The organism is Gimesia benthica, from assembly GCF_009720525.1.
Classification (GTDB): domain Bacteria; phylum Planctomycetota; class Planctomycetia; order Planctomycetales; family Planctomycetaceae; genus Gimesia; species Gimesia benthica.
The window spans coordinates 268,816-294,739 of sequence record NZ_CP043930.1 but is presented as its reverse complement, the minus strand read 5'-3'; the positions used below and the strand labels follow the sequence as shown (position 1 = coordinate 294,739).

Here is a 25,924-nt window from a genome sequence, read left to right as displayed (position 1 = left end):
GCCTGATTTGCATTGAATTCACAAAGGATAGCCGCCGTGCTGGAAATACCTGTACTTCGCTGGGGTACCCCTTACGAAAGTTTCGATCAACAGGAAGTCGTTCATTTTGAAACAGGCGAGCCTCTCGCCAAAGTGCATCAGGCCAACGCCGGTCTGGTGAAAATGGACATGCGGAAAGCACAGCGGGCACGCGACCTGCTGCGAGAGATTCCGATTCCCAAGCTGCTGGAAATCTGTAAGAAAGCAGCCGAACTCTACATGACGGCGGAACTTCCGCTGGGCAACGGAACGCAGACTCCCGAAGAGTTCTGCCGGATTCAGTCTGCCAGTACCGGGATGCCTGAGTGGATGTGTGCCAGCAACATGAAGAAGGTTTCCTTCGTGCTGGAACACATGGAAGAGATTCTCGACGCCCTGACCCGCGGTCTGCCACTGGATATTCTGACAAAGGGGTATGGTAAAGAAGAGCGTGGCGTGATGCTGAGCTATCAGGCCAATTCGCCGGTACTGGGACTCGTGCTGCCTTCAAATTCACCAGGCGTGCATACACTCTGGATGCCGATCCTGCCGATGCAGATCGGTCTGGTGTTGAAACCGGGTTCTTCTGAACCCTGGACTCCTTATCGGATGACCGAAGCCTTCTGCCAGGCGGGGATTCCACGGGAATGTATCTCCGTCTATCCGGGACCTCACGATGTGGGTTCCACGGTGACTGAGCTCTGTAAGCGGGTGATGGTCTTCGGCGGTCAGCAGACGATCGATAAGTACAAGGCGAACCCGAACGTGCAGGCGCACGGTCCTGGTTTCAGTAAGATTCTGCTCGGTGACGATGTCGTGGATCAGTGGGAAGATTACCTCGACCTGATCGTAGACAGCATCTACCAGAACGGTGGTCGCAGCTGCGTCAACGCATCCGGCGTATGGGCATCGCGGCATACTGAAGAGATTGCAGACGCGATCGCCAAACGGCTGGGACCGGTCGGACCGACTTCGATGACTGACCCCGAAGCGCCGCTGGCTGCTTTCACCATGACCGGTGCTGCCAAGGCGATGAACGGTCAGATAGAAGAAGGACTGAAAGAGTCCGGCGTGACCGAAGTCACCGAGAAATATCGCGACGGTGATCGACTGATCGAGATGGAACGCTGCGATTATCTGCGTCCGACCATCGTGCACTGTGACAATCCCGACGCGACGCTGGCGAACACCGAGTACATGTTCCCCATGGCTTCAGTCGTGAAATGCGAACAGAAAGACATGTTGAAAAAGATCGGCATGACGCTAGTCTGCTCTGTATTTACTGAAGATCAGGACTGGACGCAGCAGTTGCTGGATGCAACACAAATCGACCGGTTGAATATCGGGCCTGTGAAGACGAATGCTCTGAACTGGTTGCAGCCGCACGAAGGGAACATCGTCGAGTTCCTGTTCCGGGCGCGTGCCTTCCAGAACGAACCGCCGGCCGCTCACTGAGCCGGAAAGGTTATATAATTCGAACTCTCACTGCAGACCGTCTGGTGAAAATCAGGCGGTCTGAATCAGTGAGGAGTGAGTCTGCTCCCGGATCTGGCTGGCCAGTGCTTCGGGAGAATCTGCCATCAGCCATTGCACGATTCGCCAGTCGGACCACCGCGGATCGGGATCGCTGGAAGGACCTGCGATGAAGCCAAGGTGGCCCCCCTGCTCTGTGAGATACAGGGTGACCTTGTCGTGGTTCGCGAGTTTTTCAATCGCGGGCTGGTAAGATTTAAATGGGATCAGCGGGTCGTCCTTAGCAGAGATGATCAGCGTCGGAACCGAGATTTCCGGCAGGACATCACAGGGGCTGCAACGGTTGTAATAATCTTCGGCAGACTCAAAACCGGCCAGCGGTGCTGTGAACTGATCGTCGAATTCAAGCAGGGTGCGTGGATAGTTTGCGCCCGTGATTTTGTGTGTATGTTCCTGGTACTGATGCGACTTGCGGACCTGTTTGATGAGGTTCGTCACAAAGTGCCGCTGGTAGCGACCAAAGAGTGGCTTGCCGAATACCTGCACACTTTCCGCGAGGCGGAGTGGTGGGTTGAGGACCAGCGCCCGGTCGACAAGTTCCGAACCCGGTTTGTGACGGGCAAGGTAATTGAGTGTGATCGTGCCACCCAGCGAAAAGCCGACGACGCCGATCGGCGAACGCGGGCACATGAACTCGATCTGTTCGATGGCAACCTGCAGATCGTGAAAGCTGCCGGCATGATACGGAGATTTAGCGAGTCCCGTCCCTGCCCCACAGCCGCGGAGATCCATGCGAAACACACGAACTCCCCGCGCATTCAGCTTGTGTGCCAGGCGGATCATGTAAGAACTCTGGTGACATCCCGACAAGCCGTGCAGCAGGATCACCACGCGGTCCCCCGGTTTCCAGGGGCCCGGGCAGTCATCGTGCAGGATTAACAGGTCGCTGTCAGGCAGGCGACACGAATGCTGCTCTGCCTGATAGGGAGTTTTCACACGCGAGTGAAACTGCCCCACGATCGTCTGCAAATGAGGATTTTTATAGAGACGATGCGGCACAAACGGTGGAAATACCAGATCACTCTTCATTCAGCTTGATTCCTGCGGAACACACTTAAAATTAGCCAATCAGACAAAGGCCGCGGTAGTCGGCTTGATGGTCAGATCCTGAACGTGAGCACGAGGCGGTAACTGGCTGATCATCAAAACGGCAGCAGCAACGTCCTCGGGCTGCAGAATTTTGGCGCGATGTTCTTTGCTGACGGGCACAGGCCGTTCGTCCAGAATCGGAGTTTCAACTTCACCCGGGTATATGGTGGAAACTCGAATCCCACGGTCTTTTTCCTCCTGGGCGACGGTGGTTCCCAGCGCAGTCATCGCAAACTTGGATGCATTATAGGCGACGCCGCCGAGCAGAGCAGCCCGCAAACCGGAAATCGAACAGATATTAATGATCAGTCCGTCCTGGCGTTCCCGCATCTGGGGCAAAACCGCCTGCATGCAGTTGAAAGCTCCGGTCGCGTTAACAGTCATCAGGCGATCCCAGTCTTCCGGGGAGACAACTTCCATGGAGCGGTCTCGGCAGTTGATGCCGGCACAATGGACGAGGATGTCAATCTGGCCCAGTTTCTCGTTGGCTGCTTTGAAGAAAGCCGCAACGCTGTCACGATCGGCGACATCGATCACATGGTAGTCAACTTTTCCTTCGGCCTTGGCAGCAACTTTCTCCAGTGGTTCCTGACGACGGCCACCCACGACGACATCCGCACCGGCCTGGGCCAGTATGAGGGCACAGGCCTCTCCGATTCCAGTCCCTCCCCCGGTAACAACAACTTTCTTATTTTCTAATCCTGGCATGTTTCTGTTTCTCAATCTGGTGATATAGACAGGTGGGTCAATTCAAGGCGGGTCCTCAGTTGGAACCTGTCCCAATCTTACGAAAAATCAGATTGAAAAGAAATGATGTGCAGAGGGAAACCGGGATAATTCAGGCTTCCGCAGGCGTCTGTACAGAGGGTTTTCGACGCGGGGGCGCGAAGAGAAATGTGAGCAGAACCAGCAGCCCGAACAGCGTATAGCAGACCGTAAAGACCCAGGGAGCCGCATCGAAAAAGAGCGCATCATGGACCCAGCTGGCAATAAAATCGCCCTCGTAGGAGGTTTCCCCTGCCTGTTCGCGCAACCATTTTTCCAGTGTGGTCAGCGGACAGACAATACCCAGCAGAGATTCGGCTACGACGAACAGAATCGAACCCAGGTGGATCAGACGGAATTTGAAGTTACGGATCCAGTTCCACCCGGCCAGGGCACCGACCATGATCAGTAACTGCCCGATCAGAACGAACAGCACAAAGGCGAAATGAATAACCACGATGGCATCTGCGGCCAGCTTGCTCAGAAATTGGGTGTCGTGAAAATTCATCTCCACTTCCGGCGAGACAGGAAACTGTAGACGGGAATAACTTTTTAATACAGGTGCTCTCTCTTAGGAGACCCGGGGTTGGCTGAATATTCCTGAAAATGAGAGAGAATTCTCAAATTGTACCGACCTGGACTCTGAGTGGCGATTTGTGAAAATGAAGTTATGATGATTGACAGCACGACTTATATTCAGTTCAAGGAGACTTCGCTATAATGGCGTTGAGTTCCGAATGACCGTCGATATCATGCTCAATCGATGAGTCAGCCATGAAGATGGATATAGGTGTGTTGATGACGGGACGTCGAATTTTGGGAACACGCATCGGAAAAGAAACTGTGAAGTCATCCGCAGAACAGCAACAGAATGAGGGACGCTCTGCCTCGGCGAAGTCTTCAGTCGCAGCAGACGCGCGTTCTACTAATCGCGGGACGGAAACGCTGATGAGAAAAGTGCGGCGGGGACGATTACGGTTACCGATCACCTTAAGTGTCGTACTGATGATCCTGAATGTCGCACTCATGGTGTTCTGGATCATTCTGGCGGCGCAAATTTACTGGTGGACGGCCCTGGCGATCGGTACGGTCGTCTTCGTGTTGATTCTGGTGGGACTCTCACTGTATCTCGTGCTGACCATCAAGGAAGTTCGCCTGAATCAGCGTCAGTCTGATTTTATCGACAGTGTGACGCACGAACTGAAAACACCACTCGCTTCGCTGAGACTTTACCTGGAAACACTACAGCTTCGTCAGCTTTCTGATGAGCAGCGAGGCGAATTTTATGTCACGATGAAGACTGAGCTGGAACGACTGGATCATCTGATTTCGCAGCTCCTGGAGGTGAAACGTCTGGATGCGCTGGGGATGCAGTCCGATCCGGAAGACATTCTGCTGGAACCTTTGATTCGCCACTGTGCCAAGCTGGAATGCAATCGTCGTCAACTGGATATCGACCAGGTATGCGAGTTCGATATCGAGGCCGCCACGGTACATACACGCAGAATTCTACTGGAAATGATCTTTCGCAACGTGATCGACAATGCCATCAAGTATGGCGGTGCAGTGCCGAAGGTTCAGATTCAAGTGCGCGTGAGCAGTGGTGGCCGGGTGATTTCCCGAGTGATGGATAATGGCGAAGGAGTCGATCCGGAAATCCGCAAAGAGATCTTTAAAATCTTCTATCGAGGGGAAAGTGAGTTGGAGCGGCGCAAAACAGGAACGGGACTGGGCCTGTATATTGTACGGACACTGGTACATCTGCTGGGCGGTAAAGTCACCGTACATGATCGACTGGACCAGCCCGGGAGCGTATTTGCCATCGATTTGCCAGGGAAAGCGGAAGAATGAAGTTACTTGTTGTTGAAGACGAAAAAGCACTCGCACAGGGTTTAAAGTTCAACTTCGAACAGGAAGGTTATGCGGTACTGACTGCCGAGGACGGTCCGACTGCGATCCGTCATTTCGAAGAATGCTATGAGTCGGACGGGGAGAGTATTGACCTGGTCGTACTGGACCTGATGCTGCCGGGAATGAGCGGATATGAAATTGCCAAGGAGATCCGCCGGATCGACGAAGTCGTGCCAATCCTGGTTCTCAGTGCCCGCGAGCTGAGTGAAGACAAGGCCTACGCTTTCGATTGCGGGACCGATCAGTATATGACGAAGCCGTTCGCCCTGCCCGAACTTTTGAGCCGGGTCAAGAACCTGCTCAAGCGGAAAAGTCTGGTCCAGAAAGCACCAGTCACGACGCGGAAGATGCCCAAGGAATACCAGTTCGGTAATGTGACGGTGGACTTTGAAGCATTTGAAATCGAAGTCGATGGCGAGAGGAAAAGCCTGACCAATCTGGAGTTGCGGCTGCTCCAGTATTTCATCGAGCATGAGGGAATGGTGCTGACGCGAGCCCAGATTCTGGACGACGTCTGGGGCGAGCAATCTGCCTTTGTGACGACCCGCACGATCGATAATTTCGTGCTGAGGCTGCGAAAACTGGTCGAGAGCAATCCTGCCGAACCAGTGCACATTGTTTCCGTACGTGGGGCCGGCTATCGCTTCATGCCGGAAGAAATGTCGGAGTAGTCGAGTGGACAAGTGTGAGATTTCTTAAGGGTTTTCGGGTTCGAAGTCCTGAAATTGCAGACTTTTTTTTACTTTGACATAACTTTGACAATTATATGACCCTTACCAGACACCTCGTGTCGACCTCATTGTTAGAATTCCGTGGAAGTGAGAGATCAGTGGAAGTCTGGTTTCTGCAAATAAACCATCAAGATACCTAACGAAACGATGAGGATATCATGGCGAGTGTCATCTTAGAGCAACCTCCTGAGAATCAATCCACGGTTACAGCTCAGCCGAAGAAATCCAAAAAACGCGAAGAGCGCGAGCAGATCATTTGCAAGTTCCACAAAGAGAACCTGAAATGGAGCAATGTGGACTGGGTCATTCTGTTGTGGATGGCAGGCATTCACATCGGTGCTGTCGCGGCGTTTTTCTTCATCTCCTGGCAGGCCGTCGTGACCTGTCTGGTACTGCACTGGGCCACCGCCAGTATTGGCATCTGCCTGGGCTACCACCGTTACCTCTCACATAAATCGATGAAGCTGCGTGCTCCTGCTGAGTTCTTCGTGCTGCTCTGTGGCGTGCTGTCGGGTGAAGGTTCACCGCTGACCTGGGCCGCGACTCATCGCCTGCATCACCAGAAATCTGACAAGCACGGTGATCCCCACTCTCCGTTTGAGGGAACTTTCTGGTCTCACCTGCTCTGGTTGTTCGTGTATCGCAGCAAGGAAGTCAACCAGAAGTTCTTCGAGCACTATGTGCCCGACATGAAAGATCGCAAGATGCTGCAGTTCTTCGAAAAGACCTACGGACTCTGGGTGGTTGGTTCCGGCTTCGTCCTGTTCGGCATTGGATACGCAATGGGCGGGATGTACATGGCCTGGTCAATGCTGCTCTGGGGCCTGTGTGCCCGGATGGCATTTGTTTACAACTCAACCTGGTTTGTGAACTCCGCGACACACCTGTGGGGTTACCGCAACTATGAAACGACCGATCAGTCCAAGAACCTGTGGTGGGTCGCAATCGTCGCTTACGGCGAAGGCTGGCACAACAATCACCACGCTCATCCTTCCGTAGCACCCGCCGGTCACCGCAAATGGGAATTCGACATTACCTGGTGGTCCATCAAAGCACTGCGGGCCATTGGACAGGCATACGATGTTAACGATCGGATTCCTCAGAAGAACGCCGAGCCGGAAGTTGATCCGGAGCCCGGTAAGAACGGCATCGTAGTCGCGAAGTAAACACGTTCATTGAATAAATATTGAAAAAGCCCTGACTGGCGAAAACCGGTCAGGGCTTTTTTTATGCTTGAACGATAAAAGAGTAAGTCAGCCTTGTTTAATCTGTTCCAGATACCCCGGTCTTAAGACGTTTTCACACCACTGGGCGGCTTTGAGCAGATCGTCAAATTTATCGGGATGTCCAGTGATCTGGATTCCCAGCGGCAGGCCGGTCTCACTGACAGCAACAGGAATGGTGATTGTCGGGAAGCCGGTCAGGCTCCAGGGGGCATTCATTCCGGGATTCCCGGTCGTTGACGGGGTGGGGGCAACCCCATAGGTGGCGGGAGAGATCAGGATTTCGGAACGGGCGAAGCAGCGTCGCATGACCTGGCTGATCATATTCTGATAGTCCAGACTGGCCTGATAGCGTTCGGGGGTGACCCTTCTGCCCCATTCGAGGACTTTGCTGATCGCAGGGCCGTAGTCATCCGGGTTCTGGTCGTAATCCCCGCCCATGTGCTGAAAGATTTCATAACCCATCAATGCCATGTGTTCTTCCAGAATCGAATCAAATTCGGCTGGCAGCGGACATTCTCGAATCGGTGCACCAGCGGCGTTCAATTCATCAGAAGCCATCATGAGGGCCTGCTGCATCTCGGGCTCCGCACGTTCTGAGAAAAATCCCGACAGCCAGCCAATTCGCGGTGGTTCGGTAACGGGTTCCATTAATAAAGGCAGATACGTCGCCTGGTCGGTCATGCAGTCCAGCATGATCACCAGGTCAACCACCGTCTGTGCGATCGGTCCCACATGATCCAGATGGTCGGAGAGCAGGATGACGCCCTGTCGGTCAACCATACCGAAAGTGGGCTTCAACCCTGCAATACCGCAAAAAGCCGAGGGACGAATAATGGAGCCTCCGGTCTGAGTACCGACTGCCGCCAGGCACATCCCTGCAGCGACAGCGGCGGCAGAACCGCTTGAGGAGCCTCCTGGCGTGTGGTCCTGATTCCAGGGATTTCGTGTGGGTGGTGGATCGAAGCAGGCCAGCTGAGTCGTCTCCGTTTTTCCGGGAAAGATCGCTCCTTCCAGACGCAGGTTGGCGACGACCATCGCGTCCTGGGAGGCGGGCGTCTCGTCCCGCGATTCCAGCCCGGCCCGGGTGGGCATGCCTTTGACGTCGATGATGTCCTTGATACCCACGGGGATGCCATGCAGCGGACCCCGCCAGATGCCTCGTTGAATTTCCGCGTCCAGTTCATCGGCCTGTTGAAAGGCGGACACACGATCAAGGTAAGCCCAGGCGTGGATGACATCTTCTTCCGCATCGATTTTTCGGAAGCATTGTTCCAGAAGTTCGCGGCACGAGAGCGTGCCTGCCTTGAGGGCCTGTTGTGTGTCTGCGATGGTTTGAGGTGGTGTCTGGAACAGATTCATAATCGGTTTCTGATATATGGGTGCGGATTATCACAGGTTTTTTTGATTTTCGATGATTCCGCGTCGGAAATCAAATGGCAGTGGGTTGACGATTGGAAAATTAGCTCCATAATGCATGGTTCACGCGTTGATACGCTATCAATTCAGGGGCGGAATGCTGTCCCCGAGTATGGTGGGGTAGTCGTTGACCGGGTCAGATCTTAACCGAAGCAGCCCACAGCGGTTTATTCCAGGTGTACGAGGGGGCAGTATTTCGCCCCTGTTTTCATTTCCCGTGTCGATTCGCGATGCAGATCTCAATCAGGGCTACTCTCTCACTGGATAAACAGCCCGGAGTCTCCTATTGTAGATGTTTGAGCAGTCAGACGATTGCCGTTTGCCAAACAATGCCTCTATTTGATTTCGATTCCTGAAGTTACGCATGTCCAAACAATCGCTACAGTACACCGTGCTGGCCCGTCGTTTTCGCCCGCAAAACTTCTCGGAAGTGGTGGGACAGGAAATGGTTGCCCGGGCGCTGCAGAACGCCATCCGGGGAGACCGGGTCGCACACGCCTACCTGTTTACCGGAGCCCGCGGAGTCGGTAAAACGTCGATGGCCCGAATTTTAGCCAAGGCTTTGAACTGTCCCAACACGCAGGATGGAATCCCCTGCGGCGAGTGCGAAATCTGTCAGAACATAGCGACAGGCAGCGATGTCGACGTTCTGGAAATCGACGGTGCGTCGAACCGCGGGATTGATGATATCCGCTCGCTGCGGGCCAATGTTAATGTGCGTTCGATGCGATCCAAATACAAGATCTACATCATCGACGAAGTGCACATGCTGACCAAAGAGGCCTTCAACGCCCTGCTGAAAACGCTGGAAGAGCCGCCTCCGAACGTTAAATTCATCTTCTGTACGACCGAGCCCAATAAGTTACCCGATACGATTCTGTCCCGTTGTCAGCGGTTCGATTTCGGGTATATCGAAGAGACGAGTATCTGTGAACGACTCAGACAGATCGCGGAAGCAGAAGGGGTCACAGTTGCCGATGATGCCATCCAGCTGGTTGCCCGGCGGGCCGGCGGTTCAATGCGGGACAGCCAGTCCATTTTTGACCAGCTGCTGTCGTTTGGTGAAGATAAACTGACGGCAGAAGGTGTGCACCGTATCCTGGGGACTGCCAGTGATGAGCGTTTGATTGGACTACTGGATGCGTTGATGCAGCGAAAGCGGGATGTAGCGCTCTCACTGTTTGATGCAGCCCTGACCTCAGGCGTGCAGCTGAATGAGCTGGTTGATCAGCTCCTGAATTACCTGCGCGATCTGTCGGTCGTGGCGAGTGGCGCCAATGATGTTACGCTGCTGGCCATCTCGGAAAATAATCGGGAGAGCCTGCAACGACAGGCGGAAGTCTGGGGAATTCATACCTGCCTGGCAGCGTTTCAGGTTTTGAATGAAGCGCGGAATAAAATGTTCCGCGCCAGCCATGGTCGTGCCCTGGTCGAGCTGGCGTTGATCCGGATGTCTCTGCTGGAAGACCTCGACCAGTTGTGTGCGTTTGTGAAATCAGGCGGGGCAGTCCCAGCGATGGCCGCCGCCCCCCGTCCCGCAGTCTCTGCAGCCCCGGTTTCAGCTCCTGCTCCCCCTCCCCGGGAAACCCCTTCCCGTCCGGAACCGGCTCCTCAACCGGCTGTCGATCAAAAAAAAATTGAAAAAAAAAATGAAAATCAATCGGTTGTAGCGTCAAATTCAATTGAAAGCCCACCTCCTACCCGGGATTTGATTCCACTCCGGGCTGGGATGGAAAGTTTACTGTTGTCGCAACTTATTGAAAATACAGGGGATCTGTTGAAAGACTCCCTGAAGGGGGTGGCGTCAATAGCAATTTCTGGGCCGAAACAGCTGGATTTACAATTCTCCAAGAGCTATAATTTTGCCAAACAGTACTGCGAACGACCTGAAATGATGGTCAAACTCGAAGCAGCGTTGGAGAAACTGACAGGAGAGCGGGCCAAGATCCGTCTGATTGTTCAGGAACCAGCAGAAGCAGAAGATGCCGCAGACGAAAATAACTCACTAGCACAAAAAAAACGGGTGGAAAAACGAGATCTGGCACCTGCTGGAGATGAATTTCTGCAAGAGGCACTGACTGTGTTTAATGCCCAGAGCGTGCGAGTGGATGTCTTAAAAGTCAAAACGGAAGAGAAAAAAGAGGAATCATAGCCATGTTCAAAGGACTGGGAAATCTGGCCGGCATGATGAAGCAGTTTTCGGAAATGCAGGGACGGATGCAGGAAATGCAGGACAAACTGGCCAAGCTGAAGTTCGAAGGCGCCGCAGGTGGTGGCATGGTGACTGTAGAAGCCAACGGCCAGCAGAAAATTCTGGGTGTCACCATTGATCCGACACTGCTGGAGAGCGGTGACAAGGAAATGCTGGAAGATCTGGTCACAGCAGCAACCAATGCCGCTCTCGATAAAGCCCGCGAGGGTGCAGCGGAAGAAATGGCTCAAATCACAGGAGGGCTAAACATCCCCGGTCTCGATGAGGCATTGTCCAAGTTCAATCCCAATTCGTAGGCTGAGGTTCCCCTCCCCCTGATTTCCAGCCAGGTATCGCTGGGCTTCGTTCGTCGATTTCTCATTATAAAGAGTTCACTTTTATGGCGTTTCGTGGAAGAGAGAATCAGTCTCATCCTTATGGTTCCAGCGTGGGGCAATTGATTGACCAGTTTGCTACGCTGCCCGGAATCGGTCGCAAGTCGGCGGAACGTCTGGCGCACTATGTCCTCTCGATTCCCGAGGCCGAAGCGCGTCAACTGGCGGATGCCATCATTGCCGTAAAACAGGCGATTCATCCCTGCAAGATCTGCTTTAACCTGACCGAACAGGACGTCTGCAGCATCTGTGCTGATTCACGACGGGATAAAAAACTGGTCTGTGTTGTCGAACAGCCCCGGGATGTGGTTTCACTGGAAGCCACCAGTTCGTTTCAGGGTGTGTATCATGTGCTGCAGGGACGAATTTCTCCCCTGGAAGGAGTCGGCCCCGATGATCTGACGATCAACGCCCTGGTGCGCCGGGTCAAGCAGGATGGCGTACAGGAAATTATTATGGCTACCAACCCGACCCTGGAAGGGGACGGGACTGCTCTCTACATTTCGAATCTGCTCGAACACGAAAATGTAGAGATTACCAGGCTGGCGCGCGGAATCGCTTCCGGCAGCGTCCTGGAATTTGCGAATAAAGAGATGTTGGCGGATGCCTTGCAGGGACGACAAAGGTTCTAGGTTTTCATTTTCATTTGTTTTCTTTTAACAACCATGATGAGTTTGAATTCGGATAATATATGCATCTGAATATTTCACAACAAATGAAACTGGGCCAGCAGATGAAGCTGGCTCCCCGGATGATCCAGTCCATGGAGATTCTGCAACTCCCGTTACAGGCGTTGGAGGAACGCATTGACCAGGAACTGGCAGAGAACGTCTGTTTGGAACGGGTCAGTGATACTGAAGGGACGACGGACACCGAAACGGAACTGATGCGGAGTCAGGCTGACGACGATGCCAACAGTTACAAGCTCGACGAAAAAGAGATGGTCGCCGGCAACGAAACCAACAACGAGTCCGATTTCGAACGACTGCTCGAGATGGCAGAACAGTGGCCGGAAGATAATGTGACTTCGGCGACCAAGCCTTCGTCGAACCGGATCAGCGAAGACATCGAGCGCAACAACGATGCGGTCGCCAATATTTCAGAACGCCAGCAGACCATCAATGAATACCTGCTGGAACAGTTTCATTACTTCTCCTGTTCTCACGAGATCAAGGAATTCGGCGAATATCTGATTCAGAACCTCGACCATAATGGTCGGTTGCAGAGTTCCCTGCCCGAGATCGTGCAGGTCTATGGAAAACCAATTTCGCAGGAAGAGGCCGAAACCGCCCTGCACCTCATTCAGAAATGTGATCCTCCCGGCGTGGGGGCGCGGGATTTGAAAGAGTGTCTGCTCCTGCAACTTAAGCCGGACGCTCCCTATCGCGATGTGCTGGTCACCCTGATCACGTCACACCTGGAAGATCTGGGACAAAACCGGTTGCCTGTCATTCAGCGAAAGACCGGCTACTCAATCGACACCATTAAAAATGCGATGTCCTATCTGCGTTACCTGGATCCATTTCCCGGACGTGGATTTGAATCAGAACCGGTCTTGAAAGTGACGCCGGATGTCTTTGTCAAAAAAGACGAAAACGGCAAGTACGTGGTCGAACTTGAGAATGAGTACACACCACCACTGCGGATCAGCCGGCATTACGCACAACTGCTCCGCAATAAAAATGACGATCAGACCAAAGACTACATCAAGAAGAAGATCGATGCTGCCAAATGGTTGATTGAAGCCATCGAGCAGCGGCATAGCACTTTGAAGCGTGTGGCGCAGGCGATTGTCGACTTCCAGACCGACTTTCTCGACAACGGTCCGGAATACATCGTCCCCCTCAAAATGCAGCAGATCGCAGATGTGGTTGGCGTGCATGTTACGACTGTCTCGCGTGCCGTCGATGATAAATGGATCCAGACTCCGCGTGGCCTGTATCCTCTCAAGCGTTTCTTTGGCGGTGGTACCAAGACCTCCGACGGGGAAGACGTGGCCTGGGGCATTATCCGTCTCAAGATGAAAGAGATCATCGATGGGGAAGACAAAAGCAAACCGCTCAGTGATGACGCACTGGTCGATGCCCTGGCGAAGGAAGGTTACAACCTCGCACGACGAACCGTAACCAAATATCGCAAAGCGATGAATATCCCCTCATCCCGACAGCGGCGTGAGTATTAAGCGGTTGCCACTTCAGAGTTGATGCTGCCAGCCACTTCGTTCCAGTGAAACGCGGGAACCGTCGGGTTGTTGCAGGAACGCCCCCTGCCCTGTATTGATTTCACCCAGGTGCGTAAGTGGAATTGAGAGCGGGTTCTGCTCGAGCAGTTTTTGTCCATCTTCAGGTGAGACTGTGAAGAGCAGTTCGAAGTCTTCGCCGTCGGAAAGTGCCTTCTGCAGACGCTCTGCTTCAGTCAGTTCTGCAGAAAGGCAGGCGTTGATGGGAAGCTGCTCTGAGCGGATCACGGCTCCCACGCCTGATTCAGTTGTTATATGCTGCAGATCAGAAGCCAGTCCATCGCTGATGTCGATCATCGCGTGCAGGGAGACCGTTTGCCTGAGGAGCATTGCTTCCCTGATGCGTGGCGTAAAGGTCAGGTGATGTGACGCCATGCTGCCACCCAGAGCGCCGGTAACGAAGATCCAGTCCCCGTCACGGGCATTGGAACGTGTAATTGACTGCAGGCTCGGAGCCATCCCCATGACCGCGACGTTGATCACCAGTGGGCCGTCCCAGCTGTTCGTGTCACCGCCGATGACCTCAACGTGAAATTCTCTGGCGAGGTCTATCAGGCCCTGCATGACAGACTTGGCAAATTCAGCCCCCCGTGAACGGGGTAACGCCAGACTGACCAGGGCGGAATGCGGTTCTCCCGCCATCGCGGCGATGTCACTGAGATTCACTGCCAGCGCCTTGCGACCAGCCAGTTCAGGAGTCGCAGGAGGAAACGTGAAATGCGTCCCTTCCATCAACATGTCGGTTGCCAGTAGCAGCTCCCTGCCCGCCTGCGGTTGCACAATGGCAGTATCATCGCCGATGCTCCGCAGGTCATGCGGAGGAGCCGGGCAACGGGTCTGGATCCATTTGATCAGATCAAATTCGTGGAAAGCGGCAGCCATAGGTGATTCTAAAAGCGGGGTTGGATGGACTGTAAATCGAGTCCATGTGAGTTCGACAACGAAGCTCATCATATCAGACAAGAGTCCCGCCTGGCGAGGCGGTGAGGTACAGATTCTGAGCGTAGCCTGTTGATCGAATTCATAGCTTGTAAAAAAAGAACCCGGCACGCTTATACAAAAAGCGTGTCGGGCTGATGGATCCAGTTGATGAACTGAATGATGGATCTGTTAACTGAGCTTAAGGGTTTCCGGCCAGATTCAGTGGCAGGTGTCCGTACAGCGTTTCGTTCTGTCGCAGGATGTAGAACTTCAGCGGATTGAAACTGGAAAGCTTGGAATTGCTCAGAACGTATGACACGTTGCTGAGGTTCACAGTTTCCCAGATGTGCAGTCCGACGAGGATGTCACCCCGACGCATGCCGTTCATGGCGGCAGGGCTGTGAGGACGCACGTCTTCGATCAGCATGCCTCCCTCATAGCGAGGACTCAGCAGGTGCTTCTGAGTATCAGGAACCTTAGCCAGTTTGATACCCAGGATTTCCCAGGTCTTCTCGGCAGTCGGGTCCATAGCGATTTCGTTGTTTTGAGCACGTACTACTGGAGCACTGACGGGAGTCGTCCGGGCAACCGTACCGGCATCAGCCAGTGTGATCTGCACCGTCTGGGTTTTATCCTGACGGCGAATCAGCAGGTCAATTGTATCTCCCGGTTTATGTCCCATGAAAGCACGCTCAAGGTCAGCCCGGTCGACGATGTTGACCGAACCGGCTTTCATGATGATGTCGTCTTTCAGAAGTCCTGATTTTTCAGCTGGACTGTCTTTTGCCGGTACTTTCAAAACCAGCATCTGTTTGTCACCCTGCTTGATGTCTTTCGCATGGATTCCGTGGTAGGTGTGATCGATCAGTTCGCTGCTGATCAGGTCAGCGATGATCTGACGGGCATCGTCGATGGGAATCGCAAAACCGATACGCTGAGCACCAGCACGAATGGCGACGTTAATGCCGACGACTTCTCCGTCCAGGTTGAGCAGTGGCCCGCCGCTGTTTCCCGGATTGATGCTGGCATCGGTCTGGATCAGGTTCTTGTAAGACTGTTTTTCGTTGACTTCCACGTCCCGTGAGAGGGAGCTGATAATACCGGAAGTCACTGTATGTTCATAACCGAAGGCATTACCGACAGCAATCACGGTTTCACCCAGCATCAGGTCCGAGGACGTACCAGGAGGCATGACGGTCAGTTTTTTGTTCGGGTTGATTTTGATAATAGCCAGGTCTTCGCTCTGGTTGGAAGAGACGATCCGGGCGTTGTAGGTGCTGCCGTCAATCATGGTCACACGCAGCGCGTCGACGCCGTCGATGACATGATGATTGGTGACAATGTATCCACGGGGATCGACAACAATGCCGGTACCCATGCCGTTTACTTTGCGGCTCTTGCCGGAACCAAACAGTGAGTCGTCGGTACGTGCAGTCTTTTCGCTGTGGATGTTGACCACAGATGTCTTAGCACGCTCAATGGCGCGGACAAGAGGCGTTTTCCGTACATCGGAGGCTATACTCTGCTCACATAGGGCACCCGCTCCTGTTGCAAGAATCAGAGTGCACAGTGTGAGTCTATAAAAGCACTTAATCATTCGGTGGCTCAGTTCATCGAGGTGGCGGTGCGATTACTCGCGTGTCCTAGTTCCATCTACCGACCGGAGGCGATCCATCAATGCTCCGTAGAACTGGGTATCGGAATGAATTCTTTGGTGTCTTAATTATGAACAGACTCTCTGGAATAGTTTACCTAGTTGACAGTGCGTAACTTTAGGTAAGGCATGCGGATTGTCGCGTTGTCGCTTTTCGGTTTCTATTTGGGAATTCCGAAAAAGGCTCATGCCGGCCAGATTGGATAGCTGCGGAGACCACCTTCAGACACTAAAATGAGACTGTGAACGGTGTTCAGGTTGCTTAATCCTGTTGATCTTGAGCGAGATCCTGCATTTTTCTGTATTTTGACAGCTTCTCCTGCATTTCAGACTTACCTTCGGGAGCAGCTTTCTGGATGGCGGAATCCAGTGTTTTTATGGCCAGTTCGAGCTGGTCATTCGCCTGATAAGCAGTCGCTAATGTGTCGAGCAGATTGGCATCCTGTGACTGGGTCAGTTCACAGGCCTGTTTCGCATGCAGCACCGCTGCTTTGGGGTTTCGGAATTCCGGGGCCTGGCAGGTTGCGTAAAGCCAGGCCAGATCATTGTGTACGATCGGTGAGAGTGGATTGAGTTCAATCGCCCGCTGATAATCTTTTATCGCGGCTGCATATTGCTGTTTCTCTTCCCAGACGCCGGCTCGATTTCCGAATACTTGCGATACGAAGTTGTTGAGCTTGATTGCTTCATCGAAGTCTTGCAGCGCCAGATCGGGTTTCCCCTGCTCCAGATACGCGATGCCGCGGGCATTGAGTGAGTCCACTGCTTTGGGATTCCGTTTCAGAGCCCGATTGAAATCATCGATCGCGAATTTTGGCTGATGGTCTTCCAGATAAAGCATGCCACGCAGCTGATAGGCGTGTGCGCTGTGCGGGGCCAGTTTGATCGCGTGATTCAGATCATCCAGTGCCGCCCGATTCTGCTGTTGTAAACGTCGAATCCCGGCCCGGTTAATATACAGATGGGCGTTGTCTGGTTTCAGTTTGATTGCTGCATCAATGTCAGCTATCGCCGCCTCGTATTGTTTCAGCTCCTGGCGGGCAATGGCTCGAAGCTGGTACCGCTCCACGATTGGCTTCTCTTGAATTGCCTTGTCCAGATATGAAATAAGATCGCCCGGGATTCTGACATCAGTCTCCCGCACCCAGCCTCCCAGCAGAGGCACCCAGAGCCACTCCTGATTCTTTTCCGTGATGAGAACCACTTCTCCGGGGTTGAGTTTTTGTTTGATGCCTTCCGCGGTTTTCAGATCGGCTTCCCTGGATGTCACAATCCGAGTGTGCGGAGCGAGTTTCTGATTTTCCGCACTGGCAGCAGGCAGGCAGCATAAAAACAGGTATCCCAGCAGGAGGCCTGGTTGGGGTTTAAGCTTTAATGAGGTGGACATCTGGTATCTCATGGGGTTGTCTGGTCGTAAGTTCTTTGTGATTGTTAGTTTTTCGTTATAATTGATATTTTCTGTAGAATTCCTATGTTAACATGGTATGCTAGATGCGCGTACAACCGTTTTCAAATTTCAGGGAAATCCAACCCGCTGCGATCTGATTTTACGGGTACGTTGTCTTCCGGAACTATGATGTCAGACCAATGATCAAAAGGGGAGGAATCGTGAAATCGATACTCAAAATCGCGAGTGTGGCTGCAGCCATCATGATGATGACTACTGCAGTTCAGGCAGGTAAGTGTCGATCGCAGTTGTGTTGTGTGAGCTCTGCACCTTGTGTGAGCGGATGTGATCCCTGTGCGACGATCACATGCAAACCCGCCTGCAAGACAGTCGAACAGACAGTGATGGTGCCTGAGATGGTAACAGAAACCCGCAAGGTTCACTGTACCGCTTATCGAACAGAAACTCGGCAGCGGGATGTCACCATCTACGACAATGTACCTGAAGTGAAAGAGATCACTCAGACTTACACGGCGTATGTTCCGGAAGTGCGCACACGGACTGAGAAGTATGTCGTCTGTAAACCGATCTGGAAGACCTCTCAGAAATCCTACACCGTCAACGTGCCCTACTACGAAACCCGTACTGCGACCCGCATGGTCGAACAACGGTTCTGGCGGGATGAGCAGCAGGAATACACGGTCAACGTTCCCTACACCGAACAGCGAACCGCGACCCGGATGGTTCAGAAAGTCGTCACCAAAGACGTCCAGCAGACCTACACTGTGAATGTACCTTACACCGAAAAACGGACCGGCATGCGGACCGTCATGAAATGCGTGCCCGTCAAACGCTATCGAACTGTCTGTGAAGACCAGGGACACTGGGAAGACCGTCCTATCGAGACCGCCTGCCCTGCCCCCGCATGTGGTGATTGTGGGACCTGTGGCGACTGTTGTCAGCCCGCCTGTACTCCCGTCTGCACACAGCGGGTCTGGGTGCCGAAGGTTGTACAGAAAAAGGTCGAATACACGTCCTACCAGCAGCAGTGCGAACAGGTACCATTCACCTATGAAGTTCAGTGCTGTAAGCCAGAGCAACGGACTTGTACCGTGCAGGTTTGTGAGACCGTCTGTGTTCCCGAGAAGTACACCTACAACGTTCAGCTCTGCCGTCCTGAAACCCGGACACGTACCGTCAAAGTCTGTGACGTGAAATGTGTGCCTCAGCAGTATAACTATCAGGTGCAACTCTGCCGTCAGGAAACTCGGACCTGCGATGTCAAAGTCTGTTCCTTTGTCAAAGAGGAAAAGACTCGCCAGGTTAACTACACTGTCTGCGTTCCTGAGCAGCGTACCTGCACCCGTAAGGTAACTGTCTGCAAGCGGGTGCCCCGTGTCGTACAGCAGTCTTACACAGTCTGTGTGCCCTATACCGTCGAAAAAGAGGTACCGGTTCAGGTCTGCCGAAGAGTACCCAAAAAGGTACTGGTTCAGGTCTGTGAGCCAGCCTGTTCGACCTGTAACTAATTGCACTGCAGGAGTATCACCCTGCAGACTGCGATAGTCGAAATCAGCCTCATACTTTCGAGTATGAGGCTTTTTTTATAAACTGTGTATTACGAAACGGTTTTTAATTCTATCAAGTACGAGTGATCTGATGTCTGCTGATTTAGCGAACGGGAACCCTCCCTCACGGTTTACCGAGGAATTTGAACAACTGACCGCCACCCTGGCCCAACTGGCCACTGGTGCGGAGGCCGAGTTGAACTGGCCTGCAGAAGCCTGGAACGCTCTGAAAGAGGCTGGTGTCCTGGGCTGGAATGTACCTGTTGAGTTTGGGGGAGCAGATTTTGACTCACTTGAAATGACCTATGGTTATATTCGCCTGGCAGAAGCCTGCCTCACGACGACATTCGTGCTGACCCAGTTCAATGCAGCCTGCCAGCGGATCAACTGGTCCTCGGATACTGATTTCAAAACCACCGTATTTCAGGAACTGGTCAACGGAACGAAGTTCGCCACCGTCGGAATTTCACATTTGACGACTTCTCGCCAGCATTTAAAGAAGCCAACCGTGAGTGCGCATTCGTACGATAACGGCTGGATTCTCGATGGTTTCGTTCCCTGGGTCACCGGGGCCGTCCACGCCGACTACATTGTGACCGGTGGCGTCTGCGAAGACGGAACCCAGATTCTGGCACTCGTCGATACGAAGGCGAACGGCGTAGACCCGCAGTCTCCGATCGAGATGCTCTCGATGACCGGATCCCATACAGGGGCGGTCAAACTGAACCAGGTACAGATTCCCTCAGAACACCTGATTGCAGGTCCTGTAGAACAGGTGATGAAACGCCCCGATGGCCAGGGAGGCGCCGGCTCGCTGACGACCTCTGCCCTCGCACTGGGAGTGGCACGACGGGCGATCGCCCATTTGCAGGAAGAAACAGAAAAACGTACAGATCTGCTCGAGATCTATGAACCCCTGCACGCAGAATGCGCGGGAATTTATCGCGAGATGTTCGAGACCCTGGAAGCAGGAACCTTGAACGGTACGTTCTCTGAGAAAATCCGCGAGCGATCGAATTCGCTGGTGCTGCGGTCTTCACAGGCGCTGCTGGCCGCTGTGAAAGGAGCGGGTTTTGTCAAAGGGCATCCCGCAGAACGGGCGATTCGTGAGGCGATGTTCTTCCTGGTCTGGTCCTGCCCGCAACCGGTCGTGCATGCCAATATGCGGGAGTTTGCCTGCGTGCTCGACTGACGCTGATTACTTTTCGCCAGCCATGGCTTCGGCCAGGTTGATGATGTGATCCCGGACACGCCGCATCGCATTCAGTGTGGAAGTGTAAGAGACGTTGATATAGGGATCGACCTTCTCCTCGGAAAGGTAGTCCAGGTGCTCCTTGGAGAGCGACTTGACTTTGTTTTTGATCTCATTGCCGGAGTGCACGGTCGAATCCACAATGTCCCGGTTTTCGTGTTGATAAGCCTCAGTCACCTGATGCAACTGGTGTTCGACCATCGTCAGCACTTCAAGCAGGGAATCGTTATGCGATTCGTCGAAACTTCGGCCCTGCTTTTTCAGTTTAAGCCGGAATTTGGCAATCCGCTGCAGATAGTCGCTGATCGATTCGTATTCATCCGCCATTCTCAACTGGCAACGGCCCTGGGCAATGACTTCCTGGGAGAGATCCATCGCCAGCAGATGCGTGATGTAACTGGTGATTTCATCCTGCATCCGGTCCAACTCTTCCTCGTGCTGAAAGAGGACTTCTACTTCCAGTGGGTCAGGCGTGTCCTGGGAAAGGATCCGTTTCAGCATCTGTACCATTTCATCACAGAGCCGGCCCATTTTGAGCACTTCGCCCCGTGACTGTTCGATTGCCAGCACCGGAGTTTCCAGAATGCGGATGTCCAGGCTGGTCAGGTGGGAAATTTCCTGCGGTTTGTCCCTGACGACCTTGGTGAGCAGCGTGGCGATATTGCCCGCGAAGGGGAGGAAAACCAGCGTATTCAGAATGTTGAACACCGAATGGGTGGCCGCGATGGCTTTGACGGTTTCCGGAAAGGTCACTTCGCCGTTAACCACGACCTCTTTAGTCACATCGACGTCAATCAACCAGGGAATGAATTTGACATACCAGAAGAAGATTGTGGAAATCCAGAGTACGCCGCCGATATTGAACAGGAAATGGAAGTAAGCGGCACGACGGGCATTCGTTGTGGTACCGATTGAAGCCAGCAGAGCGGTAACCGTAGTCCCAATGTTTTCTCCCAGGACGAGGGCTGCTGCCGTTTCGAAGGGAATCAGACCACTGGATGCCAGGGAGATCGTAATTCCCAGGGTTGCAGAAGAGGACTGCACAAGCACAGTCAGAATGCAGCCAACCAGCATACACTGGAAGACGCCCAGGAACGTATCTGCCTGGAAGTGCAGAAACCACTGGCGGAACTCGGGCATCTCATGAATGAACTTACAAGACTCTTTCATGAGCTGTAAGCCGAAGAAGACCATACCGACCCCCATGATCGCCAGGGCCACGTATCGCAGTCGTTCATTCTTGGAAAACAGATAGACGAACGCTGCGATTCCCAGCATGGGGAGACCGTACTTACCGATCTTCAGCACCAGAATCCAGCCGGTAACGGTCGTACCGACGTTGGCGCCCATGATTACACCAATCGCCTGTGTCAGTGACATCAGGCCGCCATTGACGAACCCGACTGTCATCACGGTTGTCACAGAACTGGACTGAACGAGAACCGTGACCAAGAAGCCCACAACTGTTGCCAGCAGCCGGTTGTTAGTGACGGCACCAATCAGCCGTTTCAAACTGGCTCCTGCAATAGATTGAAGACCCTGGGACATGTACTTCATTCCCAGGAGGAAAATTCCCAGACCGCCAATGAGGGTGGTCGTCATTTCAAACATGTTGTTTCTGGACCCTGTGGTTGATGTCTCACTCCCCTTTTTCTGCAAAACGGGAGTGTTTAATCGTGTTCGTATGTCTTGATGAATGTGAAACTATCGTTAAGATTTCGCATAGTTATTATGTAGATCAGGTGAGAATACAAGGGAGTGGGCAGCCTGTCTTGGCAGAGACTGCCAAAATTTTGCCCCTGATCCTTGTAGGATTGCATCAGACGCGGTAAATCAGTTCTAAGGCGGTTTTAGAACGATTTCCGCACCATTTTTCGCTGGTGGACGTGTTGAAATGTCTACCTGGCGCAACAGGCCCCCGTAGCTCAATTGGATAGAGTGCTGGCTTCCGAAGCCAGAGGTTGCTGGTTCGAGCCCAGCCGGGGGTACTCTGCTTCTGTCCCGCTGCTTACGGGGCTGATTGAGGAAGGGCCATAACTGCCCTGCACCTTCTCTCCCGACATCCCCTTCTGAATCTTCCCGAGCGAGCGATTGACGGCCATCGTTGTGTTATGTGGAATCTTCAACGCTGGTGTGCTCGTCATCTGATGTTTTCAATGTGATCTCTATAGTGACTCCAAGCACCAGCCCGGCGATTACACCACTCCAGAGATTCGATACCGTCTGCCACATTTGGGCATCGATCAGGCCACTTTTGATCGGGGGATCGATAAATATTCCAAAGAGTGTGCTGCAAACAGTACACGGAATGAGCCACCCTGAGCGAAAGATGAGCGCTGTCATGCTGCCTGCGAACAGGCCGGCATAGAGTCTCCAGTAGGGACCGATGTCGTTCAACCACGCGAGTAAAGTAAATACACCAGTGAGGGTGGTGAGCAGAATCTGAACAGTCAGCAGTGTCCGGCTGCACGGGGCCTGTTTGGTCATGACCTGATTTTCCTGAATATGCTGCCGGGTGGGCTGAGCGGTAGCGGACTGGCGGTGTGTGAAGTCAGACTGCTCAGGGGGATATTAATTGCATTGCGTCCAACAATTAATGAGCCTGACCTCCTGAATGTCAACCACCTTTATTGGCAAGCCGTAGATCTGAAAGACCATTCTCTGCTTGTGATTACAATGGCCTTTGGTTATGTATAGTTCAGGTAGAATACGGAATGGGAAAGCAGGCACGCTTAGACCAGAAACTCAGATGATCGAATTTAAATGTCCCCTGTGTGGAAAATACATCAAAGTACCCAATACTGCTGCAGGTCAACCGGGGTTTTGCCTGGGATGTAATAATGAAATAGATATTCCCTATGAGGATGGGAGCTTTCCTCAACCGCCTCGCGCACGGGATGACCTCCCGAGAGCCGATCTTGAAGAGTCCCCGCATGCGGAGACCAGCCCTTATTCAAGAAAATGGAATCCACTGCTGGCGATGATTCTGGCAGGTTGCTTCCCGGGACTGGGCCAACTTTACAAGGGGCAATATCTGCGAGCTGTATTATGGTTTGTCTTCATTGTGCTTGGTTATGCGGCTTACCTTGCCCCTGGTCTTGTCCTGCAGACGTTTTGTGTTCTCGATGCCGGGATGACTGAACCCAAACGTTGATCTGTCGGCAGTTGGTTGGCTACCTTCAGGAAACGGTTCCTGAAAATCGCATGCGCAGGTTTTCGATGACTTCGATGCCGCGGGGCATGGTGCCGATGCGTTTGAGTCGGCCTTTGTGTTCCAGGGCTTTGAGATGGTCGACAACGCCGTTGGTAGATCTGATGCCGAAGGCGGCGCCGATTTCCCGTACGGTGGGGGCGGCCCCTGCTCTGGCTCGGTAAACGCGGATGAAACTGAGGATCGCCTGCTGTTTTACTGTGAGTCGTTTCATGCTCTTAACCTGATCGATGGGGAAATCAGTCAGGCCCTCAACCTGATAGTGGGGCCTGTGGGAATTTTGACAGACGGCCTGTAGAAATTCCAGAGCAGATTTATCCTCTGGCGTCGGAAAATGCAACTGAACGTGCCAGCTTAGATCAGTTCTTTGATTGGTGAACCATGAGGCAGGATAGGCATAGGGCGGCCGCTGCGGTCCAGGAATTCGTGGTTCTGATCAATGCCCATGAAATGGTAGACGGTGGCCAGCAGGTCGTTGGGATCCAGCTTGTTGTCCTTGGCATATTCTCCCTTGGCGGTCGTTGAGCCGATAACCTGTCCCATGGGAGCCCCACCCCCGGAGACCAGAACCGACATCGCTCCCGGCCAGTGATCGCGGCCCGGTTGCATGACCTTACTTTTGGTGCCGGGTTTCACATCAATCCGGGGCGTACGGCCGAATTCTCCTGAGACGACCAGCAGGACTCTCTTATCCAGACCGCGTGCATAAATGTCGTCAATCAGTGCCGAGACGGCCCGGTCGAACGGCGGCATCCGCACGCTCAGGTCATAATACAGGTCACCGTTAATAGCGTGGATGTCCCAGTTGGAATGGATGCGGTTTTTCTGGGTGCCGGGAATGTCGGGGTTGTTCATATACATCGTGACGAAGCTGGTGCCCGCTTCGACGAGCCGCCGTGCCAGTAGCGCCCGCTGACCCCATTTGTGTCTGCCGTAACGGTCGCGGGTGGCTTCGCTCTCCTGTGACAGATCAAAAGCCTGGCGGGCTTTGTCACTGGTGAGCATACCCAGGGCCTGTTCGTTGATGTTATCCAGGGCCTGCATGGAACCGTGCAGGTCGACGTCTCTGCGGAAGTTATCAAACGACTGCAGCAGTCCCAGCCGGTCATCGAGGCGATCTTTGACACTGTTGGAAACCGAGAGGTTGGGCACTGAGTAACCCGGCGCACCCGGATTCCCGCCTACGACAAAGGGCATCGCGGATTCCCCCAGGTAGGCACTGCCACCCCCGTAGGCCCGTGGAGAGCTGGCGACATAATTGGGTACGCCGACGCGACGGTGCTCACGCATCTTGGCGACAATAGGACCGACGGTGGGAAACTCCGAGACCGGATTAACGCTCTGTGTTTTACGACCGCTCAGAAAACGGACCGAACCGCGGGCGTGTTGTGAGTCTTCATGCGAGATGGAGCGGATGATCGAAAATTTGTCCGCGACTTTCGCGTGCAGCGGAAGCAACTCGCAGATCTCCATGCCGGGAGCCCGCGTGGCGATGGGATTGAGCTGTCCGCGATAGTCACTGGGGGCGTTGGGTTTCATGTCATACGTTTCCATATGACTGGGGCCGCCCAGCAGCCAGATGAAAATCACTGCGGTATCTTCCCGGTTCCCTGCCTGGGGATTGAGTGAATTAGCCAGTACGCGCTGACGGAGCAGGTCGGCCAGCCCCAGACCTCCCAGTGCCATGTAACCGGCCTGAAGAAAACTGCGGCGTGACATTGGGCCGGGACAGTAAACAGAACGGTCAGCACTCATGAAGTTACCTCTGGCTTGTGGGTACAGGCGGGAACGTCAATTTCTTTGGTGGGTACATTGTGGTATCGGGATGCAGGAATTTCGCAGGATTGTTTAGATTCTAACCGTGAGCATGGATACACACAAGTGGAAATTGATGCGTTTAGCTGTTTCTCCAGAGTTACTGCCTTGGTCCCGTCCCACTGTCGGCGCGTACGTTGAGCCCGACAGGGGGACCTGGAAAATTCAAAAGGATTCAGAGAGACCGGCGGGCGGATTCAGTCGTGGAGGGATGTCGGCAGGCTGTGGTGTCAGGGTTTCGCCCGGACAGGGGCAGGAAGGCGCGGGTGCGCTTCCTCCGGCTGTCCGATGTGCGAAACCGGTTCAGGAAATCGTGCCACAAAAGGAGAGGGAAAACTGAGAATTCTCACGGTTTCCTTCCTGTGTGGTGGTTTCCTGAGTCACAGTCTGTTTGACCTGCTCAGGACGGGAAATCTGAATTTCCCGGGGGGCGTTAATTCCCAGACGCACGGTTCCCTTGCGGGTTTCGATAATCGTAATCTGGATGTTGTCGCCAATCTGAATGGATTCGTTGACTTTGCGGGATAAGACCAACATTGAAAGACTCCTTCTTGTAATGCGGAACAGAACGTGTTTCAAACAACTCGAACACTGCCTGGGTG

General features: G+C 53.4%; 23 protein-coding genes and 1 tRNA gene. 12 read left to right on the top strand and 12 right to left on the bottom strand.

The window, feature by feature from the left end; translation table 11 throughout:
• The first annotated feature begins 36 nt into the window (after window positions 1–36).
• Entirely contained in the window at window positions 37–1,473 is a 1,437-nt protein-coding gene (locus F1728_RS01305; protein WP_145184452.1) for an aldehyde dehydrogenase family protein, read from the top strand.
• Between the two features lie 51 nt (window positions 1,474–1,524).
• On the opposite strand, the gene F1728_RS01300 is transcribed toward F1728_RS01305, so the two are convergent.
• From F1728_RS01300 to F1728_RS01290, 3 genes are all read right to left on the bottom strand, one after another.
• Window positions 1,525–2,580: a YheT family hydrolase gene (locus F1728_RS01300; protein ID WP_155362567.1), complete on the bottom strand. Its 1,056-nt coding sequence runs from the start codon at window positions 2,578–2,580 to the stop codon at window positions 1,525–1,527.
• A 39-nt stretch (window positions 2,581–2,619) separates the two neighbouring features.
• The gene (locus F1728_RS01295; RefSeq protein ID WP_145440247.1) at window positions 2,620–3,348 is read right to left on the bottom strand and encodes an SDR family oxidoreductase; all 729 of its coding nucleotides are present in this window, start codon (window positions 3,346–3,348) and stop codon (window positions 2,620–2,622) included.
• Between the two features lie 130 nt (window positions 3,349–3,478).
• Window positions 3,479–3,913 carry a DUF2784 domain-containing protein gene (locus F1728_RS01290; protein WP_155362566.1) on the bottom strand — a complete coding sequence of 145 codons (435 nt, stop codon included), beginning with the start codon at window positions 3,911–3,913 and terminating at the stop codon, window positions 3,479–3,481.
• 266 nt (window positions 3,914–4,179) lie between these two features.
• Between F1728_RS01290 and F1728_RS01285 the strand changes: the two genes are divergently transcribed.
• The 3 genes from F1728_RS01285 (at window position 4,180) to F1728_RS01275 (ending at window position 7,213) form a co-directional block, all read left to right on the top strand.
• Entirely contained in the window at window positions 4,180–5,256 is a 1,077-nt protein-coding gene (locus F1728_RS01285; protein ID WP_228030449.1) for a sensor histidine kinase, read from the top strand.
• Window positions 5,253–5,987 (top strand): response regulator transcription factor, encoded by a 735-nt coding sequence (locus F1728_RS01280; RefSeq protein ID WP_155362565.1) that lies wholly within the window; start codon window positions 5,253–5,255, stop codon window positions 5,985–5,987. The genes F1728_RS01285 and F1728_RS01280 overlap by 4 nt, the downstream gene beginning before the upstream one ends.
• Window positions 5,988–6,205: 218 nt before the next feature.
• Window positions 6,206–7,213, top strand: a complete 1,008-nt coding sequence (locus tag F1728_RS01275) for an acyl-CoA desaturase (protein ID WP_155362564.1) — start codon at window positions 6,206–6,208, stop codon at window positions 7,211–7,213.
• 87 nt (window positions 7,214–7,300) lie between these two features.
• On the opposite strand, the gene F1728_RS01270 is transcribed toward F1728_RS01275, so the two are convergent.
• Window positions 7,301–8,632: an amidase gene (locus tag F1728_RS01270; protein ID WP_155362563.1), complete on the bottom strand. Its 1,332-nt coding sequence runs from the start codon at window positions 8,630–8,632 to the stop codon at window positions 7,301–7,303.
• 421 nt (window positions 8,633–9,053) lie between these two features.
• Here F1728_RS01270 and dnaX point away from each other — a divergent pair, with 421 nt between their 5' ends.
• From dnaX to rpoN, 4 genes are all read left to right on the top strand, one after another.
• The gene (gene dnaX / locus F1728_RS01265) at window positions 9,054–10,841 is read left to right on the top strand and encodes a DNA polymerase III subunit gamma/tau (RefSeq protein WP_155362562.1); all 1,788 of its coding nucleotides are present in this window, start codon (window positions 9,054–9,056) and stop codon (window positions 10,839–10,841) included.
• 2 nt (window positions 10,842–10,843) lie between these two features.
• A complete protein-coding gene (locus tag F1728_RS01260; RefSeq protein ID WP_155362561.1) occupies window positions 10,844–11,197 on the top strand; it encodes a YbaB/EbfC family nucleoid-associated protein in 354 nt (117 codons plus the stop codon).
• An 83-nt stretch (window positions 11,198–11,280) separates the two neighbouring features.
• The gene (gene recR, locus F1728_RS01255) at window positions 11,281–11,907 is read left to right on the top strand and encodes a recombination mediator RecR (protein ID WP_155362560.1); all 627 of its coding nucleotides are present in this window, start codon (window positions 11,281–11,283) and stop codon (window positions 11,905–11,907) included.
• A 59-nt stretch (window positions 11,908–11,966) separates the two neighbouring features.
• Window positions 11,967–13,457 (top strand): RNA polymerase factor sigma-54, encoded by a 1,491-nt coding sequence (gene rpoN / locus F1728_RS01250; protein WP_149339816.1) that lies wholly within the window; start codon window positions 11,967–11,969, stop codon window positions 13,455–13,457.
• Between the two features lie 12 nt (window positions 13,458–13,469).
• On the opposite strand, the gene thiL is transcribed toward rpoN, so the two are convergent.
• The 3 genes from thiL to F1728_RS01235 all read right to left on the bottom strand — a co-directional run bounded on the left by thiL (window position 13,470) and on the right by F1728_RS01235 (window position 17,476).
• A complete protein-coding gene (gene thiL, locus F1728_RS01245) occupies window positions 13,470–14,396 on the bottom strand; it encodes a thiamine-phosphate kinase (protein ID WP_155362559.1) in 927 nt (308 codons plus the stop codon).
• 238 nt (window positions 14,397–14,634) lie between these two features.
• The gene (locus tag F1728_RS01240; RefSeq protein ID WP_228030448.1) at window positions 14,635–15,894 is read right to left on the bottom strand and encodes a trypsin-like peptidase domain-containing protein; all 1,260 of its coding nucleotides are present in this window, start codon (window positions 15,892–15,894) and stop codon (window positions 14,635–14,637) included.
• Between the two features lie 457 nt (window positions 15,895–16,351).
• Window positions 16,352–17,476, bottom strand: a complete 1,125-nt coding sequence (locus tag F1728_RS01235) for a tetratricopeptide repeat protein (RefSeq protein WP_194242632.1) — start codon at window positions 17,474–17,476, stop codon at window positions 16,352–16,354.
• Between the two features lie 221 nt (window positions 17,477–17,697).
• On the opposite strand from F1728_RS01235, the gene F1728_RS01230 reads away from it, so the two are divergent.
• Window positions 17,698–19,005, top strand: coding sequence for a hypothetical protein (locus F1728_RS01230; protein WP_194242631.1), 1,308 nt, complete (start codon window positions 17,698–17,700; stop codon window positions 19,003–19,005).
• Between the two features lie 130 nt (window positions 19,006–19,135).
• Complete coding sequence (locus F1728_RS01225) at window positions 19,136–20,236, top strand: acyl-CoA dehydrogenase family protein (RefSeq protein ID WP_155362556.1); 1,101 nt, start codon at window positions 19,136–19,138, stop codon at window positions 20,234–20,236.
• A 6-nt stretch (window positions 20,237–20,242) separates the two neighbouring features.
• On the opposite strand, the gene F1728_RS01220 is transcribed toward F1728_RS01225, so the two are convergent.
• Window positions 20,243–21,907, bottom strand: a complete 1,665-nt coding sequence (locus tag F1728_RS01220; RefSeq protein ID WP_194242630.1) for a Na/Pi cotransporter family protein — start codon at window positions 21,905–21,907, stop codon at window positions 20,243–20,245.
• A gap of 303 nt (window positions 21,908–22,210) precedes the next feature.
• Here F1728_RS01220 and F1728_RS01215 point away from each other — a divergent pair.
• A tRNA-Arg gene (locus F1728_RS01215) sits at window positions 22,211–22,284 on the top strand.
• Window positions 22,285–22,405: 121 nt separating this feature from the next.
• Here the strand turns inward: F1728_RS01215 and F1728_RS01210 are convergent.
• Complete coding sequence (locus F1728_RS01210; RefSeq protein ID WP_155362554.1) at window positions 22,406–22,783, bottom strand: hypothetical protein; 378 nt, start codon at window positions 22,781–22,783, stop codon at window positions 22,406–22,408.
• A 262-nt stretch (window positions 22,784–23,045) separates the two neighbouring features.
• Here F1728_RS01210 and F1728_RS01205 point away from each other — a divergent pair, with 262 nt between their 5' ends.
• Window positions 23,046–23,450, top strand: coding sequence for an RING finger protein (locus F1728_RS01205; RefSeq protein WP_155362553.1), 405 nt, complete (start codon window positions 23,046–23,048; stop codon window positions 23,448–23,450).
• 25 nt (window positions 23,451–23,475) lie between these two features.
• On the opposite strand, the gene F1728_RS01200 is transcribed toward F1728_RS01205, so the two are convergent.
• From F1728_RS01200 to csrA, 3 genes are all read right to left on the bottom strand, one after another.
• Complete coding sequence (locus tag F1728_RS01200; RefSeq protein WP_145040567.1) at window positions 23,476–23,721, bottom strand: LexA family protein; 246 nt, start codon at window positions 23,719–23,721, stop codon at window positions 23,476–23,478.
• Between the two features lie 140 nt (window positions 23,722–23,861).
• Window positions 23,862–25,262, bottom strand: coding sequence for a DUF1501 domain-containing protein (locus F1728_RS01195; protein WP_155362552.1), 1,401 nt, complete (start codon window positions 25,260–25,262; stop codon window positions 23,862–23,864).
• A gap of 363 nt (window positions 25,263–25,625) precedes the next feature.
• A complete protein-coding gene (gene csrA / locus F1728_RS01190) occupies window positions 25,626–25,859 on the bottom strand; it encodes a carbon storage regulator CsrA (protein ID WP_145040571.1) in 234 nt (77 codons plus the stop codon).
• Between the last annotated feature and the right edge of the window lie 65 nt (window positions 25,860–25,924).